The following is a 16,007-nucleotide window of genomic DNA, read 5'->3' as shown; positions in this document are numbered from 1 at the left end:
GGCCACCCCTGGGCAATTACTCTTCCGGTGCATCGGGGAACGCCTGCTGGGTGTAACCACCCCGCAGCGTTCCCTCGAGGTAGGCGGCCTTGCAGGCCCGCCGGGCGATCTTGCCGCTGGAGGTACGCGGGATGGAACCCGCGGGGACCAGCAGTACATCTCGAACGGTGACACCGTGCCGCGAGGCCACCGCGGCCCGTACCTCGTCGGCGATCGGCAGCGGATCCGCCTTGCCCGCGCCGGGGCCGCGCTCGGCCACGATCACGAGCTGCTCGGAGGCGTCGTCGGCGTCGAACTTCAGGCCGGAATGGCTGCCCTGGTCGAAGACGAGCGCGGGCAGCTGGTTCGCCGGCACCGAGAACGCGGCGATGAAGCCGGGGCGCAGCGCCTTCGAGGACTCCTGCGCGGAGAACTCGAGATCCTGCGGGTAGTGGTTGCGGCCGTCGACGATCACCAGGTCCTTCACCCGCCCGGTGATGTACAGCTCGCCGTCCAGGTACACGCCGTAGTCACCGGTGCGCATCCAGTTGGCGTCGCGGTCGGTGCCCTCGGCGTGGCTGCCCTCGGTCAACCGATGCGGCACCTTGTTCTGGAAGGTGGCCGACGTTTCGTCCGGGCGACCCCAGTAACCGATGCCCATGTTGTTGCCGTGCAGCCAGATCTCGCCGACCCGGCCGTCGGGCTGCTCGTGCCCGCCGTCGTCCTCGACGGTCTCCGGATCGACGATCACGGCCCACTGCGACAGCGCGACGTAACCGCAGGAGACCTGCGCGATGGCGTTCTCCGTGCCCTGCTCGACCTTGACCATCCGGCCGGCGTTGAGCTCGTTGCGATCGACGTAGACGACCTTGGCTTCGTCCTCGGCCTTGGTCGCCGAGACGAACAGCGTCGCCTCTGCCATGCCGTAGCACGGCTTGATCGCGGTCTTGGGCAGGCCGTACGGCGCGAACGCCTCGTTGAACTTCTTCATCGAGGTGGTCGTCACCGGCTCGCTGCCGTTGATCAGGCCGATCACATTGGATAGGTCCAGCGACTCGCCATTCTTCGGCAAGCCACGCGCGGCGGCGTGCTCGAACGCGAAATTCGGTGCGGCGGCGAAGGTTCCGGCGCCGTCGGACTGCGCGGCGAGTTCCTTGATCCAGCGGTACGGGCGGCGCACGAACGCGCTCGGCGACATGATGGTGATGTACTTGCCGCCGACCGCGGGCAGGATCACCGTCAGCAGGCCCATGTCGTGGAACAGCGGCAGCCAGGTGACGCCGCGCGAGTTCCAGTCCAGGTTGATCGCGTCGACCATCTGCAGCAGGTTGGTGCCGACCGCGCGGTGGGTGATCTCCACACCGGCCGGGGTCCGGGTCGAGCCCGAGGTGTACTGCAGGTAGGCGATGTCGTCGATGGCGATATCCGGGCGCACCCAGCCCTCGCCGACGCTGTCCGGGATCGCGTCCACCGCGATGATCCGCGGACGCTGTGCCGCGGGCAGCGACCGGAAGAACTGCCGCACACCGGCCGCCGACGAACTGGCGGTCAGGATGGCGGCGGGCTCGCAGTCGGCCAGCACGGCATGCAGGCGGTCGGTGTGACCTGGCTCGTCCGGGTCGAACAGCGGCACCGAGATGGTGCCGGCGTAGATCGCGGCGAAGAAGGAGATCACATAATCCAGGCCCTGCGGCGCGAGGATCGCGACCCGGTCACCCGGGTTGGTCACCTGCTGCAGTCGAGCGGCCACCGCGCGCAGCCGAATGCCGAACTCACGCCACGTCAGTTCCTGCGCCTCGCCATCACGCTCACGCGAGTAATCGATGTAGCGGTACGCCAGGGTGTTCGCGTCGTTCCGGGTGTGCTTCTCGACGTGATCGACCAGGGTGTGATCCTCGGGAATTCGGATGTTCCCGGTCTCGTCCAGGTAGTCGTCGAAAGTCTCTTCCATTCCTTCTTCTCCTCCGAGGCACACGCAGCAAGACGGCGACAACGCCGTAGTTACCTGTGAGGCCCCGACTCGCTTTCGCCCGCGGGTGGCTCCAAGTGCCCGAGTCAGCCTGCAGTTATTGGGCGGTCTGCGCGGTGACCGCTATCGGCTAGATGTACTCAAACCAGAGTCATGTTACAGAGAAGCCCGGCTCACTCGTCTCGCAGCAGGGGAATAACGGGGGCGAATGCGTCCATCTGGGTGGGAAACACCCCGACATAGGACATCGAGGTGAGTTGGCGCACACGACGGATCTGCTCGGCGATTTCCTCGAAGCTGCCGATGGCCACGTACGGCGAGTTCAGGATGTCCTCGACCGAAAGCTTCACGTCCACTTCGAGATCCGGGTGCAGACCTCGCTCGATCGCGGAAAGCGCCATCTCCGCGGTCTTCTCGCGATCGTCGGTGATGACGATGGCGGTGATCGCCCAGTTGAGCTCGATGTCGGCGAACCGGTCGCCCGCGGCCTCGCGGATCAGGTTCACCTTCTCGATCGTCTTCTCCAGGGTGATCCCCGACAAGAGGCCTTTACCGTTCTTGGTGGTCACCGGCACGATCGAGATGATGTCGGCGTGCTTGGCGGCCAGTCGCAGCATCTTCGGGCCGCCGCCGCCGGTGCAGATCGGCGGGCGCGGACCCTGCCGCGGCCGTGGCGTGCCCTTGATCCCGTGCACCTGGTAGTACTTGCCCTCGAAGGTGCACTCCTGGCCGCGCAGCAGCACGTCCAGGATGGTCAGCGTCTCGTCCAGCTTCTCCAGCCGGATGCCGGGGGTCTCGTACGGCAGGCCGGCGGCGAGGAACTCGTCCTGCTTCCAGCCCGCGCCGACGCCCACCTCGAGCCGGCCCTTGGACAGCACGTCGATGGTGGCCAGGTCCTTGGCCAGCACCACGGGGTGCCGGAAACCGTTGGCCAGCACCGACGTTCCGAGCCGGATCTTCTCGGTGGCCTGGGTCAGCGCGCCGAGGGCCGCGATCGGGCCGATCTGATCACCGAGGTGATCCGGCACGAAGAAGGTGTCGAAGCCGTATTCCTCGGCCTGCTGCGCCGTCTGGATGAACTTACGGGCGCCACCCTCTTGCTTGTTTCCCTCGCCTGCTGCCCCGAAGCGGAAGCTGCGCGGCGGCGTACCGAGCGCGGTCAACTCACCGGCTGGTGCGGCGGCTTCTGTCATGAACTCATGCTCCTGGCTGTAAGGAAATTCGGGCGCGACGGTGCAGGGCGGTCCTACCCCGAACGCGGAGTGAGTGTTACCTGCGTCGCGATCACCAGCGGCACTTTACAGCGTCCTGCCCAATGGGAGTCGCGCTTGTCGGAGCAGTACTAGGTGTACTGCGTGCCGACCGGAACATTGTCTGTGAGATCTCACGAATGTGCCGGATGCGGCGCCGATTCGATCAGCCCGTTCGCCCAGTTGACGGTCCACTGAGTGGAGGTCGCGCCGCTGTCCTGGACGACGAAACCGTTGTAGAGCGCGTGCACCGGGTTGCCCGCCGCGCGCACCAGGGCGCCGACGCTGCCCATGATGTTGAACGGGCTCAAGGCCTGCCGTGGTGCGTCACAGATCAGATCGCCCTGGGCACAGATGGTGAAGGTGCGCGGGGCCAGCTCGCCGAAACCGCCGGGCCGCGGGCCGGTCATCGTGATGCCCGGAACGTTGAGGCCCTTGAGCGCGACCTCCGCGCCGACGCCCGCGGGCACCGCGCCGACCTGGACGGCCTCGCCCGGACCGGTGTCGCCGGTGCGCCTGCCGTCGGAAATCAGCGTCACGCCGAGCACCTTGTTCGCCGGCACCGGGCCCTTGCCCTGGCCGATGTCGGAGGCCACGTCGCCCGCGATCACCGCGCCCTGGGAGAACCCGGCGATCACATAGGTGGTCAGCGGACACTCGCGGTAGCGCGCGGCCATCGCGTCGACCATCCGCTGGGTGCCCTCGGTCCGGCTGGCGTTGTAGGACGCCTGACCGTCCGGCGGGATCGCCACCGGATTGGAGAACTGCGCGACGTACGGGACGGTGTACACGTCCAGCCGTTCCTTCGGGAACTGCTGGCCGACCGGGTTGGAGACGTTGAGCATCAACGACACCGGATTCGCCGTCGGGTTGTGCGGATCGTCGTTGCTGTTCGACTCCCAGGTGCCCGGCACCGAAATCATCTGCACGTCCGGGCAATCCGCCGACTGCGAGGTCGGCTCCTCCGGCGGCTTGGGACCCGGCTTCGGCTGCTTCAGCAGACCCGCGAGCAGGTACCACAGCAACAGCGCCACGATGATGATCAGAACCGGGATCCCGATCAGCAAGAGACAACCCGCCGGCCTGGACCGGCGAGCTCCCGAACCGCCGCGTGCGTTCACTTGCAGTACGTCTGCTTAGCGGCGCTGATGTAAACCTGCCCGGCCTTCTCCACCGGCATCTTGGCCGGATCGAAGGACGGATCGGAACCGGCCATCGCGGTCACGAAGGTCATCAGATCCTGATCGGAAGCACCGGACGCGGTGCCCTGGCACACATAGTTCGCCACGCTCAGCGCGATATCCGGGGTGGACGGGGTGACCCCCTGCTGCTTGAGCGAATCGAGGTACTTCTTGTCCTTGTCGGTGAGCTTCGAGGTATCCGCCGGCGGCGGGGTATCGATCGGCTGCGGCCGCTCGGGCGCCACCGTCTCGGCCGGCGGCTGATCGGACGCCGGGGCCGGAGCGGGCGCCGGAGCCTGCTGGCCCGGATCCACGCTGCTGCTGGACGCCGCGGGCGGCTGCGTGGCCGCGGTGGTGCGGGTCAGCGTCGGCGTGCTCGACGCGGTCGAGTCGTTACCGCCACAGGCGGCGAGCAGGCCGGTCGCGGCGATCGCCACAACAACGCCGAATACCTTGCCACGGGTCCTCTGCATGAATTCTGTCCTCGATCTGTTCGCAAACGGGGGAGGTCGCCCCCCAACATAGCTGTGTTATTGGCCGCGTGGCCGCGGCGGGTTCGTGGCCCCGGGGTGTCTCGCGTCCGAGCTGTCGAGACTCGCGCCTGCGGCGCATGCGCTTCGACAGCTCGGCCGCGAGACGGGCCACGAACGGGTCGCTCGTAAGACTCGCTCCGTTGGGGTTGAGTCGGGTGGGTAAGTCTCGGACTGGTGTTAGCCCGGGGTGGGAGTGATCAAACTATTAGAGGCCGTGGACTTCTGGTTTTCCGTCTTTGATGACGATGAAGCCGGTCTGGAAGTTTTGCTGCACGCCGCCGGGGACGGGGAACTCGTCGCTGATGGGGTAGCCGAGTTTGCCGTTTTCGTAGCCGAGGACCTGCCAGGCGTCCATGATGGGGCCGTTCTTTACCGACCAGGTGCCGGAGAGGGGGCTCCAGTAGATGTTGCCGCCTTCGAAGCGGCTGTAGCGGCCTAGGTCTTTGGCGGGTTGTTCCTCGGTGAGGGGGAAGCCGAGGAAGCTGTTCTCGTAACCCATTTGGGCGTACTTGCCGAGGACCATGCCCTGGACTCGATGTACGCCGGTCTTGGCGCTGTAGTAGAACGGGCCGTTTTCGAAGGACTGGACGGCGCCGTCGCGGTTGGGGGTCTTGACCTCGGGGGCGACGGGGTAGCCGGCGGGGCCGCCTTCGTAGCCCTGCTTGCCCCACTCGTCGAGGATGGCGCCGCGGACGACCTGGGCGCCGGTCTGCGGAGTCCAGTAGAGCGAGCCGTTCTGGAAGGTTTGCATGCGGCCCTTGCCGTCGGGCAGTCCGCGTTCGTCGCCGGTGGGCAGGCCGAGCGGTCCGGCGGCGCCCTGGGCGGCCTGGTAGCCGCCGCCGATCATGCCGCCGACGGGGTGCGCGCCGCCGGCGGGGGTGAAGTAGACCCGGCCGGAGCGGAAGTCCTGGGCGACGCCGCCGGCGACGGGGTATTCGCTGGACAGGCAGTCGCCGAGCCAGTTGTTCGCGGCGGCCACGGTGGCGATCTGGCCGCCGACGGTACAGGCGGTCTTGCCGGGGTCGACGCCGAGCGCGGCCGCGGCCTGGGTCCAGGACTGGCGCATCTCGAAGTCCCAGTAGGGCCACGAATGCGTCCCGGACGGGCGGTAATTCACCTGGGCGGGGATGGCCAGCCGGCCGAGCTTGGTGACGAAGTTCTGCGAGGTGAGCCGGGACAGGATCTCCAGGCCCATGCCGGCGTAGTTGGTACTCACGCCGGGAATGCCGGACGCCTGATCGAACGGGCCGGTGGCGCCGCTGCCGCTGGAGACGTAGAGGGTGATCCCCTTCAGCTTCTCGGCCAGCGTGTACGGGTCGTGCGCGGCCCATTCCGGGCTGGTCGGCGGGCCCCACATGGCGCCGGTGTCGAAGCCGCCCGCGTCGCGCATGGCGAACTGGATGGCCTGCGGCATGCCGATCGTGGTGGTGGTGAGGAAGCCGGAGTAGGACGCGGCGAACTTGGCGAAGCCGGGGTTGCGCGCGGCCAGGAACATGGCCGCGGTGCCGCCCATCGAAAGACCTTCCAGGGCACGGACATCCGTGGCCCGCCAGTCGCCCTCGAGCAGCGGCGGCAGTTCCTGGGTCAGGAAGGTTTCCCACTTGTAGTTCTTGCCGTTGTTCGGCTGGATCCAGTCGGAGTAGAAGCTGGACTGGCCGCCGATCGGCAGCACCACGGTGACGTTCTTGTCGGCGAAGAAGTCGACAGCGCCGGCGTCTTTGGTCCAGCCGCTCTCGTCGTCTTGGGCGCGCAGGCCGTCGAGCAGGTACAGCACCGGGAAGCGCGCGTCGGGACGGGTGGCCCAGTCCCGGGCGAGCAGCAGCTGCACCTGGACCGGGGTCGCCATGGACGGCGAATTGATCCACAGGGCGACCCGGCGGTCGGTCAGCCAGATCACCTTCTGGATGGTCGCCGGGGCAACGGCGCCCTCCGGCGCTGCGGGGGCAGGCGCCGGTGCGGGGGCAGGTTGCGCGGACGCCGGCGCGATACCGGCCGCCAACGGGATCACCATGGCGGTAGCGAGCAGCACTAACCGCCCGCGAGCCGGACGAGCGCCACGACGCTCGCGTCTCCCCCATCTGCCGCGCCGAATCCCTGCCACAAGAGCTTTCTACCCCCGTGCGGGCCGTGTTCCGGGGAGGACACGCACTATTAGAAAACCGCCGTGTTCGTTTTGCGAGCTCGCACAACGCATCCGGCGCCGAACGCAACTCAGGCCGTACCCCGCGAGGGGTACGGCCTGAGTGGGGTCAAGCAGCGATCACCAGGCGCCGGTGGCGTCCAGGATGCCGTTGCGGGACTTGAACAGCTCGCCCTCCCAGTACTTCCAGGAGTGCGTGCCCTGGGCCGGGAAGTCGAACGTGGCCGGGATGCCGAGCGAGGCCAGGCGAGCCTGGAACGCGCGGGTGTTCACCAGCGAGAGCGCCTCGAGCGCCATCGCGTTGCCGGTGTTGAACACACCGACGGCCGAGTTCGGGTTGTCATACTGACCCGGCAGGCCGCTGGCCGCCGATATGTACATCGGCAGGCCCTTGAGCTGCGGCGCGAACACGAACGGGTCCATGCGCAGCCACGCGGGGCTCCACGGGGCGGCCATCGAGTCGACGTTGTAGCGGCCGGCGTCCAGCATCGCGACGCGGATCGCCTCACGCATGCCCGGCGCGGAGATGTTCAGGTAGCCCGAGTAGGAGGCGGCGTACTTGAACTGGTCGCGGTGGTAGGCGGCCAGCGCCAGCGCGCCACTGCCACCCATCGAGAGACCGGCGACCGCGTTGTTGGTGCGGGAGACGCCGTAGCCCTCGAGGAAGGCCGGAAGTTCCTTGGTCAGGAAGGTTTCCCACTTGTAGGTGACCTTCTGGCCGTTCAGGTTGCTCGGCTGGTACCAGTCCGTGTAGAAGCTGGACTGACCACCGACCGGCATGACCAGGGTGATGTTGTCGCCGCCGAACTGCTGCAGCGCGTTCGTCTCGAACGACCAGGCGTTGCGATCGTCGCGCGCCCGGAGTCCGTCGAGCAGGTAGAGCGCCGCGTTGCCGCCGCGCGATGCCCACTGCACCTGAACCTTGATCGGTCCCATGCTGGACGGGACCATCAGATCTTCGAATCCACCTGCGGGGGTACGCAATACCGGAGCGTGCACCGGCGCCGCAGTGGCGATTGGGGCCGCCACACCGGCGGCGATCGGTAGCGCCAACGCAGCGGCACCGACAGCCAGAATTCGATTACGCCAACCACGAGGTGCGCCTCGCCGTCCCGATTTCGTTCTCATCGGCGCGGCCGCCCTGCCGAAACGCATGAATCCTGCTCTCTTTCTGCTTTTCTGCCTGTTGTGGTGCGGTCGGCGACCCGCGAGGGGCGCAACCACACCAGTGCTGCCAACGAGTCGCACACCGCCGCGCACCGGACCCCGACATTCCGGCGCAGGCGACTGCGAAACAACGATCTGGTCACACTTGCGCTCGCTGGACGATATTCGACACCCGTGGCCTTAGCAAGACCGAGGCAACCTGGTGGCCGAAATCCGCCCGTACGCAATCTGTGATGGTGCGGTGACCCTATCGCGTTCCCCTGGTGATTGTCGTGCCGGAACCCCAAATTTTCACCTGATGGCGGGAAGTGTCAGCTCAACCTAAATTCGCGCTGAGGTCGGGCAGCATCTGGAACACCTGGTCCTGCCAGTAGTTCCAGCTGTGCACGCCTACCGGTGGGTAGACGAACACCGAGTTGCTCGGTCCGAGACTGTTAATCCGAGCTTCAAAGCTGCGGGTGTTGGCGAGCGCGATCGTTTCCAGCGCCATCGCGTTGCCGAGGTGATAGACGTCGACCGGGCCGTTGATCACGTCACGCGGACCGTTGAGCCCGTTGCCGGAGGAGATCCACAGCCGAGTTCCGTTGTCGCGCAACAGTGGCGCGAACATGAACGGATCGTTACGCAGCCAGCGCGGATCCCATGGCGGTCCCCACATCGCGTCGATGTTGAACCCGCCCGCGTCCAGCATGGCCAGCCGCAGCCCCTCCTTCATGGCGGGCGCGGAAATGTTCAGGTAGCCGGAATACGAACCGGCATAACGGAACTGGTCGGGATGGTAGGCGGCCAGCGCGAGCGCGGCGCTGCCGCCCATGGACAGGCCGAACACGCCGTTGCCGCGCGGATTGAAGCCGAGCCGGTCGCGCAACGCCCAGCGCAGATTCTCGGTGAGAAAGCTCTCCCAGGCATAAGGCTGCTGTTGGCCGTTGGTATTGCTCGGCGCAATCCAATCCGAATAGAAGCTGGACTGCCCGCCGACCGGCATCACCACATTGATGTTCCAGCGCGGCAGCACCCTGGAGATGTCGGTGTCGACTTCCCAGCCGCTCAGGTCGTTGCGGGCGCGCAGGCCGTCCAGCGCGTAGACCACGCGGCGGGTGTTGCCGTCCAGGGCACGGAAGATCCTGGTCTTGATCGGGCCCATGCTGGAGTCGACCCAGAAGTCGTGGCCGCTCGGGTCGAAGCCGGCCTGAGCGGGTGCGGCGAGGCCGCCGAGCGGCAGCACGAGCGCCAGCGCCAACCCCGCGACCGAACGCCGGAACCAACGGCGATCCATCGATTCACGAACACCGGCAACCGTTCCGCTTACTCCGCCAGACCGCATCGATTCGACCCTTCGCCCGTGCGATCGCCGTTGACCGCAACTGTGGTGCATGTAGATCGACACTCGGCATCGAAGGCTTTCCTGGTGAAGCCGCCGGGCCTATCGCTCTTCTATAAGCACTTATTCGAGCAATAGCTGTCGGAAAACGCGGCGCGATGCCGGATCGTGACGAACAACCAGCGATTAGCCGATGCCGAGTTCCAGCCGAACGGCAGCGCCGCGACAAGATCGCGATTTGTTCGCCAGCGATCAACCAGACAATCATCGCGCGGATATCGGCGGACCGGGGTGAAAAACAACAGACCGCCCGGCGCTTGGCAGCGCCGGGCGGTCGAAGTACGACGAATTCGTCAGCCGATATTGGCGGACATGTCCGGAATCATCCGGTACGCCTCGTCGGTCCAGTTGTTCCACGCGTGAATGCCGTAGGCCGGGTAGGAGTAGACGGTGTTGCCGCCGCCCAGCGTCGCCATCCGCACGTTGAACGCGCGAGTGTTGGCCAACGCCAAGGCCTCCAGGCCCATTCCGTTCAGCGTGTTGAAGCTGGGGCCGTCGTTGGCCGTCGGCAGGCCACTGGCCGCGGCGATCCACAGGCGGGTGCCGTTGCGCACCAGGTTCGGCGCGAAGACGAACGGATCCATGCGCAGCCACTGCGGGCCCCACGGCGGCGCCATCGAGTCGACGTTGTAGCCGCCCGCGTCCAGCATGGCGATGCGGATCGCCTCGCGCATGCCCGGCGCGGAGATGTTCAGGTAGCCGGAGTACGAACCGGCGAAGCTGAACTGGTCCGGGTGGTACGCGGCCAGGGTGAGCGCCGCGCTGCCGCCCATGGACAGGCCGAACACGCCGTTGCGGTTCGGGTTGAAGCCCAGCCGCTCCTGCAGCGCGTTGCGCAGGTCGCGGGTCAGGAAGGTCTCCCACTGGTAGCGGTAGCTCTTGCCCGGGCCCGCGGCCAGGATGTTCAGCGCGCCGGAACCGGAGGACGAGCCGGTGCCCGCCGGGATGCCGGCCAGCTCGCTCGGCGCGTTCCAGTCGGCGTAGAAGCTGGACATGCCGCCGACCGGCATGACCACGTTGATGTTCGCGTCGGCCAGGACCGCGGGAACGTTGGTCTCGATCTCCCAGCCGTTCAGCGTCTCCGGCGCACGCATGCCGTCGAGCACGTAGGCGACCCGGTTGGTGTTGCCGTCGCGGGCGCGCAGCACGCGGGTCTTGATCGGGCCCATGCCGGAATCGACCCAGAAGTCGAACGCGCCGGGGTCCATGCCCGCCGATGCGATGGCGCCACTACCTGCTGCCGCGACACCGAAGGGCAGCAAAAGCGCAACGGCGACCCCGAGTGCGGATCGCTTCACCCACGAACCAGTCGCTCCGGACGTACCGGATCTACCTTTCCAGCGGGCAATTCGCATCTAACTCGACCTTTCGTTCGGGCGGCCGGGGGGCAAACAGCTGGCGATCTCTACCGGCCCCCTCTGCGGACACTGAGTGCCGCCGTCCACCGAAACCGGACGAATCGACCTCCGTGCATGTTCTTCGTGTATCAATCGGCATCGGAAGCTTATATGTTGCTGGAAAGTGACTCATGCCACAACTCGCCCGCCGCTACCCCTTCTCATTCGTTACCAAACGCGGTTTGGACGCCTGGCAAACGAAAAGACCGCCCGGTGCACTCGGCACCGGGCGGTCTTCCGAACAGACTTACCCGTGAATCACCCGATATTGGCGGACATGTCCGGGATCATCCGGTAGACCTCATCGGCCCAGTAGGTCCAGTTGTGCACACCGACGGCCGGGAAGTCATAGGTGGCGTTCCCGGCGCCCAGCGTGGCCATCCGGACCTGGAACGCGCGGGTGTTGGCCAGCGCGAGCGCTTCGAGTCCCATCGCGTTGACGGTGTTGAAGCTCAGGCCGTCGGCCCCGCTCGGTAGACCACTGCCCGCCGAAACCCACAGCCGGGTGTTGTTGGCCTTCAACTGCGGCGCGAAGACGAACGGATCCATCCGGAGCCACTGCGGTCCCCACGGCGGCGCCATCGCGTCGATATTGAAGCCGCCCGCGTCCAGCATGGCCACCCGCAGCGCCTCGCGCATACCCGGCGCGGAGATGTTCAGGTAGCCGGAATACGAACCGGCGTAACGGAACTGGTCCGGATGGTAGGCCGCGAGGGTGAGCGCGGCACTGCCGCCCATGGACAGGCCGAACACGGCGTTTCCGTTCGGATTGAAGCCGAGCCGGTCCCGCAGCGCGAAACGCAGGTTCTTGGTGAGGAAGGTTTCCCACTTGTAGGTATTCGTCTTACCCATGCCCGCGGAGCCCGAGAGCAGTCCGGAGCCGGAGTTGGCGGAACCGGTGGACGAGGAACCCCCGCTGCCGGCGCCGAAGAAGTTGCTCGGCCCGGTCCAGTCGGCGTAGAAGCTCGACGGACCACCCACCGGCATGACGACGTTCATGTTCCACTTGGTCAGCTCGCGCACGACCTCGGTGTCGACTTCCCAGCCGTTCAGGTCGGGCCGGGCCCGCATACCGTCCAGCGCGTAGACCACGCGACTGGTATTGCCGTCAGCGGCACGGAACACCCGGTTCTTGATCGGACCCATTTCCGAGTCGACCCAGAAATCGAAGCCGTCCGGATTGAAGGCCGCCGACGCCGGTCCGGCCGGGCCTGCCACCGACACCCCGAGCGGCAGCAGAATCGCCATCGATACCAGCGCCGAACGCTTCAGCCACGATCCGGCTCTTCGAGTATTCAGACGCCCGAACACGCCTCGCATCAGTTTCGACCTCTCGTTCATGCAACGGCACCGGCCGTTGTCTAACGATGACCCGCCGATGCCTAACTAGTTGACGTCATGACGGGCGTACTTTCGCAGCCTAGCGCGTCATCGTGACAGTGGCGTTATCGAACCGAGACAGAGGGGTGTACACGAATTTTGTGAAACCTGCCCAATGCACCACCGGGTCCCCCTGTGAAGGGGGACCCGGTGTGGCTGTTGATCTTCGACGCGTCTAGCGCGGCGCCGGTGCGGGCTTAGGGAACGGGTCGACCAGGCCGCAGCGCTCGATCTCGTACTTGGGCACCCGATCGATCCGGTACTTGGCGAAGGTCAGCGCGTGCTTCAGGTTGTGCCGGAAGCGCTCGAAGGTGAGCGGGTCGCGGTAGGAGATCTGCAGCGCCTCGGTGGCCGGGCAGGACATCGCGGTACGCGCCTGGGTCACCCACTTCTCGTCCAGGTACCAGGGCATCCACGGCTTGCGGTCCACCATGCCGGTGTCCACGATGACCCAGTCCGGGTAGAGCGCCTTGTCGTGCCCGATCCGGCCGTCGGTGAGCCGCTCGGTGTGCGCGGCGAGCGGATAGGCCAGGCCCATCTGATCGATGACGCGCACGTTCAGCGGGACGTTCATGCTGGTCATGCCGAGGTTGAGGAAGTAGACCGTGTGCCCGGCGCCGCCGGCCGGAATCGGCTGCGGCGGCGGGGCGATGTACCAGAACATGAACGACGGCGAGTTCAGCAGCAGGCCGCCGTTCGGCGTCTCGGCGATGTTGTCGACCATCGGCCGGATGCGCGGGTAGTCCAGGTAGTCCTCGGCCAGGATCGGATGATCGTGGCCGGTGTTGAGCACGTAGTAGACCCGCTCGTCGACGATGCCGGTCGAGGTGATCTTGGTGCCGGACTTGATCGCGGTCGTGTTCGCGGCGAACAGCGCCCAGCCCGCGGTGCCGAGCAACGCGAACAGCACCACCGCGAACGACCAGTCGGCCGCGGTCGCGGAACGGAACCCGCCGGCCGGCAGCCGGATCGGCACCACGGCGACCGGCAGCAGCAGCAGGAACAACTGGGCCAGCAGCATGCGGCCGTGCATGAAGTCGCCGCCGACGCGCAGCGCGTAGACGGTGAGGATGAATCCGCTCAGCAGCACCAGCGTGACCACCGCGGCGGGCGAGCGCAGCCACTCCCGGATCCGGTGCGCCTTCCAGCGGGACTGCTCCGCCGAGGCGGCGTGCCGCCCGGCCGGGTCGGCCGGTTCGGCGGTCTTACCGCGCGCCGCAACGACTCCCGCGACCAGCAGCACGAGCAGCGGCACCCACAGGTAGTACGGCCCGACCAGATCCCAGAGGTAGACGAAGCCCTGATGCCACTTGGCCCCGCCCGCGTCCTTGGCGACCGCGGTGTTCGGGTAGGGCAGGCCGTAGTAGCCCATCCGCCAGATCTGGTAGCCCATCGGCACCAGGCCGGCGGCGGCGATGATCAAGCCGCGCAACACGATCGGGCGCAGCTTCGATTCGGGCATCGGCGCGATCACGATCATCAGCAGCGCCAGGCCGCCGACCAGCGTCATCTCCGGCCGGATCAGCGGGGCCAGCCCCGCCAGGAACACCAGGCCGAACAGCCCGGGCAGCTTGACCCGCTCCGCCTGGCTCCAGCGGATCAACTGCCACCACAGCAGGCCGAGCCAGCAGATCACCAGGCAGCTCTCCAGCCCCGAGGTGACATAGTCGCGGGCCGGCGGAATGGCTATGTAGACCAGCATTCCGGCGGGCAGCAGCAGCGCCGACTTCGGGCCGCCCCACAGTCGGCTCGCGCCGAGCATGGCGAACACGACCGCGGCCAGCGACAACGTGAACGCGATGCCGAGCACCACGTACTCCAGCCGGGCCTGGGTCAGCCAGCTGAAGAACCAGACGATGTAGGTCCAGGCGGTGCTGGTGTTGGTCTCGACCCGCTCGCCCTCGTTGAACACGGGCCCGTTGCCTGCCAGCAGGTTGCGCACCGTGCGCAGCACGATCAGTCCGTCGTCGGCGATCCAGCGGCGCTGCCAGCCGCCGACGGCGAAAAGGACCACGGTGAGCGCGATCCCACCGACGAAGGTGGCGCGGGATAGCACGGCGTACCGCGACGCCGAGCGGGCCGGCTGCACAGCCGGCCCCTCGTTCGCGTACTCCGCTTGATCCACTCCCGCTACCAACATCTCGTCAGGTGAGATAGACAGCGACACCTACCGCTCCGATCCAGGCGATTGCGAGGAACTGAAGGACTCGGTCCCCCAGTGCGATCTCTTCGGGTTCACCGGCCTCGCCGCCATCGACGTCGACCGCGTAACGCAGGATTGCGATGGTAAACGGAATCATCGAGATTGCGAACCAGTTGGTGTCTTTCAGGTTGTCCTGCTGGAACGCCCACAGACCGTAGAACACCACGACGGCGGTGGCCGCGAGGGTCCAGATGAACCGCAGGTAGGTCGGCGTGTAGTACTCGAGCGACTTGCGGATCTTCGCGCCCGTGCTCACCGCGATCTGCAGTTCGGCGTAGCGCTTGCCCGCCGCCATGAACAGCGAGCCGAACGCCATGATCAACAGGAACCACTGCGACAGAACGATGTTCGCGGCCGCGCCGCCGGCCACCGCGCGCAGCAGGAAGCCCGAGGACACGATGCAGATGTCCAGCACCGCCTGGTGCTTGAGCCCGAAGCAGTAGGCCAGCTGGATGCCGATGTAGATCGCCATCACCACGGCCAGGTGCCAGGACGCGAGGAACGAGCCGGCGATCGAGGCGACCAGCAGCACGATCGACAACGTGTACGCCAGGTTGACCGGCACCACGCCGGCCGCGATCGGCCGGAACCGCTTGGTCGGGTGCGCCCGGTCCGCCTCCACGTCGAGGGCGTCGTTGACCAGGTAGATGCCGGAGGCCGCCAGGCAGAACACCACGAAGGCGATCCCGACGTGACCGAGCACGTCGAGCTCGTTGGCCGTGCCCGCGGCCAGCGGGGCCGCGAGCACCAGGACGTTCTTGACCCACTGCCGCGGGCGGACGGCCTTGATCAGCCCGCCCGCCAACGTCTTCGGCGGACCCTTGACGACCGCTTCGGCTAGGTCGGCACCAGTCGGCTCTTCGCTCATGTCAACCAAGGCTCTTTCTGTGGCGGTCATCGAGTCTCTTTTCGGTGGCAAGCACAACGGCGGCGGACGCGGCACCGAGCGCCGAACCAGCGAGCACGTCGGAGGGATAGTGCACCCCGAGCACGACCCGGGAAAGCAGCATCGGTGGGACGAGCACCGCAGGCAAGGGTAGCCCGGTCAATCTGCCGAGCAACACCGCCGCCGCGGTGGTCGAGGTCGCGTGCGAGGACGGGAAGCTCAGCTTGCTCGGCGTCGACACGTTGACCTGCACCGACGGATCGTTGGGGCGGGGCCGCCGGACAATCCGCTTGATCACGATGGAGGCCGCGTGCGCGCCGACCGCGCCGACCGCGACGCCGGCCCACTGCCTGCGCCGCGGCTTGTCCACCAGCCAGCCCGCCGCGGCGATGCCGACCCAGCCGAGCGCGTGCTCGCCGAAGTGCGACATGCCGCGCGCCGCCCGGATCACCTCCGGGGTGGCGATCCGGGTCTGCACCGCGTTGATGATCTTCACTTCGGGCGGCGCGGGCTCGGTCGACGGCACCGCGGACACCGGTCC

Annotated in this window: 12 protein-coding genes; all 12 read right to left on the bottom strand. The window is 67.0% G+C overall.

Annotated elements, in window-relative coordinates; translation table 11 throughout:
• Nucleotides 1-16: 16 nt before the first annotated feature.
• The 12 genes from fadD32 to F3087_RS05365 all read right to left on the bottom strand — a co-directional run bounded on the left by fadD32 (nucleotide 17) and on the right by F3087_RS05365 (nucleotide 16,001).
• Nucleotides 17-1,930, bottom strand: coding sequence for a long-chain-fatty-acid--AMP ligase FadD32 (fadD32, locus tag F3087_RS05420; RefSeq protein WP_150400596.1), 1,914 nt, complete (start codon nucleotides 1,928-1,930; stop codon nucleotides 17-19).
• 191 nt (nucleotides 1,931-2,121) lie between these two features.
• Nucleotides 2,122-3,141, bottom strand: coding sequence for an LLM class F420-dependent oxidoreductase (locus F3087_RS05415; RefSeq protein WP_150400595.1), 1,020 nt, complete (start codon nucleotides 3,139-3,141; stop codon nucleotides 2,122-2,124).
• Between the two features lie 191 nt (nucleotides 3,142-3,332).
• Entirely contained in the window at nucleotides 3,333-4,325 is a 993-nt protein-coding gene (locus F3087_RS05410) for a cutinase family protein (RefSeq protein WP_375908430.1), read from the bottom strand.
• Entirely contained in the window at nucleotides 4,316-4,852 is a 537-nt protein-coding gene (locus F3087_RS05405; protein ID WP_191093774.1) for a DUF732 domain-containing protein, read from the bottom strand. The genes F3087_RS05410 and F3087_RS05405 overlap by 10 nt, the downstream gene beginning before the upstream one ends.
• A 265-nt stretch (nucleotides 4,853-5,117) precedes the next feature.
• Nucleotides 5,118-6,923 (bottom strand): alpha/beta hydrolase-fold protein, encoded by a 1,806-nt coding sequence (locus F3087_RS05400; protein ID WP_150400593.1) that lies wholly within the window; start codon nucleotides 6,921-6,923, stop codon nucleotides 5,118-5,120.
• A 249-nt stretch (nucleotides 6,924-7,172) separates the two neighbouring features.
• Entirely contained in the window at nucleotides 7,173-8,207 is a 1,035-nt protein-coding gene (locus F3087_RS05395) for an alpha/beta hydrolase (RefSeq protein WP_375907805.1), read from the bottom strand.
• Between the two features lie 328 nt (nucleotides 8,208-8,535).
• The gene (locus F3087_RS05390) at nucleotides 8,536-9,543 is read right to left on the bottom strand and encodes an alpha/beta hydrolase (protein WP_396897528.1); all 1,008 of its coding nucleotides are present in this window, start codon (nucleotides 9,541-9,543) and stop codon (nucleotides 8,536-8,538) included.
• A gap of 350 nt (nucleotides 9,544-9,893) precedes the next feature.
• On the bottom strand, nucleotides 9,894-10,955 hold the full coding sequence (locus tag F3087_RS05385; RefSeq protein ID WP_150400591.1) for an alpha/beta hydrolase: 1,062 nt from the start codon (nucleotides 10,953-10,955) through the stop codon (nucleotides 9,894-9,896).
• A 300-nt stretch (nucleotides 10,956-11,255) separates the two neighbouring features.
• Nucleotides 11,256-12,338: an alpha/beta hydrolase gene (locus F3087_RS05380; protein WP_150400590.1), complete on the bottom strand. Its 1,083-nt coding sequence runs from the start codon at nucleotides 12,336-12,338 to the stop codon at nucleotides 11,256-11,258.
• 214 nt (nucleotides 12,339-12,552) lie between these two features.
• Nucleotides 12,553-14,517 (bottom strand): flagellar motor control protein ZomB, encoded by a 1,965-nt coding sequence (gene zomB, locus F3087_RS05375; protein WP_223884830.1) that lies wholly within the window; start codon nucleotides 14,515-14,517, stop codon nucleotides 12,553-12,555.
• A gap of 4 nt (nucleotides 14,518-14,521) precedes the next feature.
• Complete coding sequence (locus tag F3087_RS05370) at nucleotides 14,522-15,448, bottom strand: decaprenyl-phosphate phosphoribosyltransferase (protein WP_150400589.1); 927 nt, start codon at nucleotides 15,446-15,448, stop codon at nucleotides 14,522-14,524.
• Between the two features lies 1 nt (nucleotide 15,449).
• Nucleotides 15,450-16,001 (bottom strand): phosphatase PAP2 family protein, encoded by a 552-nt coding sequence (locus F3087_RS05365; protein WP_191093812.1) that lies wholly within the window; start codon nucleotides 15,999-16,001, stop codon nucleotides 15,450-15,452.
• Nucleotides 16,002-16,007 lie beyond the last annotated feature (6 nt).

This window comes from Nocardia colli (genome assembly GCF_008704205.1).
Classification (GTDB): domain Bacteria; phylum Actinomycetota; class Actinomycetes; order Mycobacteriales; family Mycobacteriaceae; genus Nocardia; species Nocardia colli.
The sequence above is the reverse complement of the archived record's forward strand: the minus strand, read 5'-3'. Positions and strand labels throughout refer to the sequence as shown.

What these genes read in the sequence shown, in the direction of transcription:
- fadD32 (WP_150400596.1), bottom strand. Translation starts at nt 1,930, where the DNA reads ATGGAAGAGACTTTCGACGACTACCTGGACGAGACCGGGAACATCCGA.
- F3087_RS05415 (WP_150400595.1), bottom strand. Translation starts at nt 3,141, where the DNA reads ATGACAGAAGCCGCCGCACCAGCCGGTGAGTTGACCGCGCTCGGTACG.
- F3087_RS05405 (WP_191093774.1), bottom strand. Translation starts at nt 4,852, where the DNA reads ATGCAGAGGACCCGTGGCAAGGTATTCGGCGTTGTTGTGGCGATCGCC.
- F3087_RS05400 (WP_150400593.1), bottom strand. Translation starts at nt 6,923, where the DNA reads ATGGTGATCCCGTTGGCGGCCGGTATCGCGCCGGCGTCCGCGCAACCT.
- F3087_RS05395 (WP_375907805.1), bottom strand. Translation starts at nt 8,207, where the DNA reads ATGCGTTTCGGCAGGGCGGCCGCGCCGATGAGAACGAAATCGGGACGG.
- F3087_RS05390 (WP_396897528.1), bottom strand. Translation starts at nt 9,543, where the DNA reads ATGCGGTCTGGCGGAGTAAGCGGAACGGTTGCCGGTGTTCGTGAATCG.
- F3087_RS05385 (WP_150400591.1), bottom strand. Translation starts at nt 10,955, where the DNA reads ATGCGAATTGCCCGCTGGAAAGGTAGATCCGGTACGTCCGGAGCGACT.
- F3087_RS05380 (WP_150400590.1), bottom strand. Translation starts at nt 12,338, where the DNA reads ATGAACGAGAGGTCGAAACTGATGCGAGGCGTGTTCGGGCGTCTGAAT.
- zomB (WP_223884830.1), bottom strand. Translation starts at nt 14,517, where the DNA reads ATGTTGGTAGCGGGAGTGGATCAAGCGGAGTACGCGAACGAGGGGCCG.
- F3087_RS05370 (WP_150400589.1), bottom strand. Translation starts at nt 15,448, where the DNA reads ATGAGCGAAGAGCCGACTGGTGCCGACCTAGCCGAAGCGGTCGTCAAG.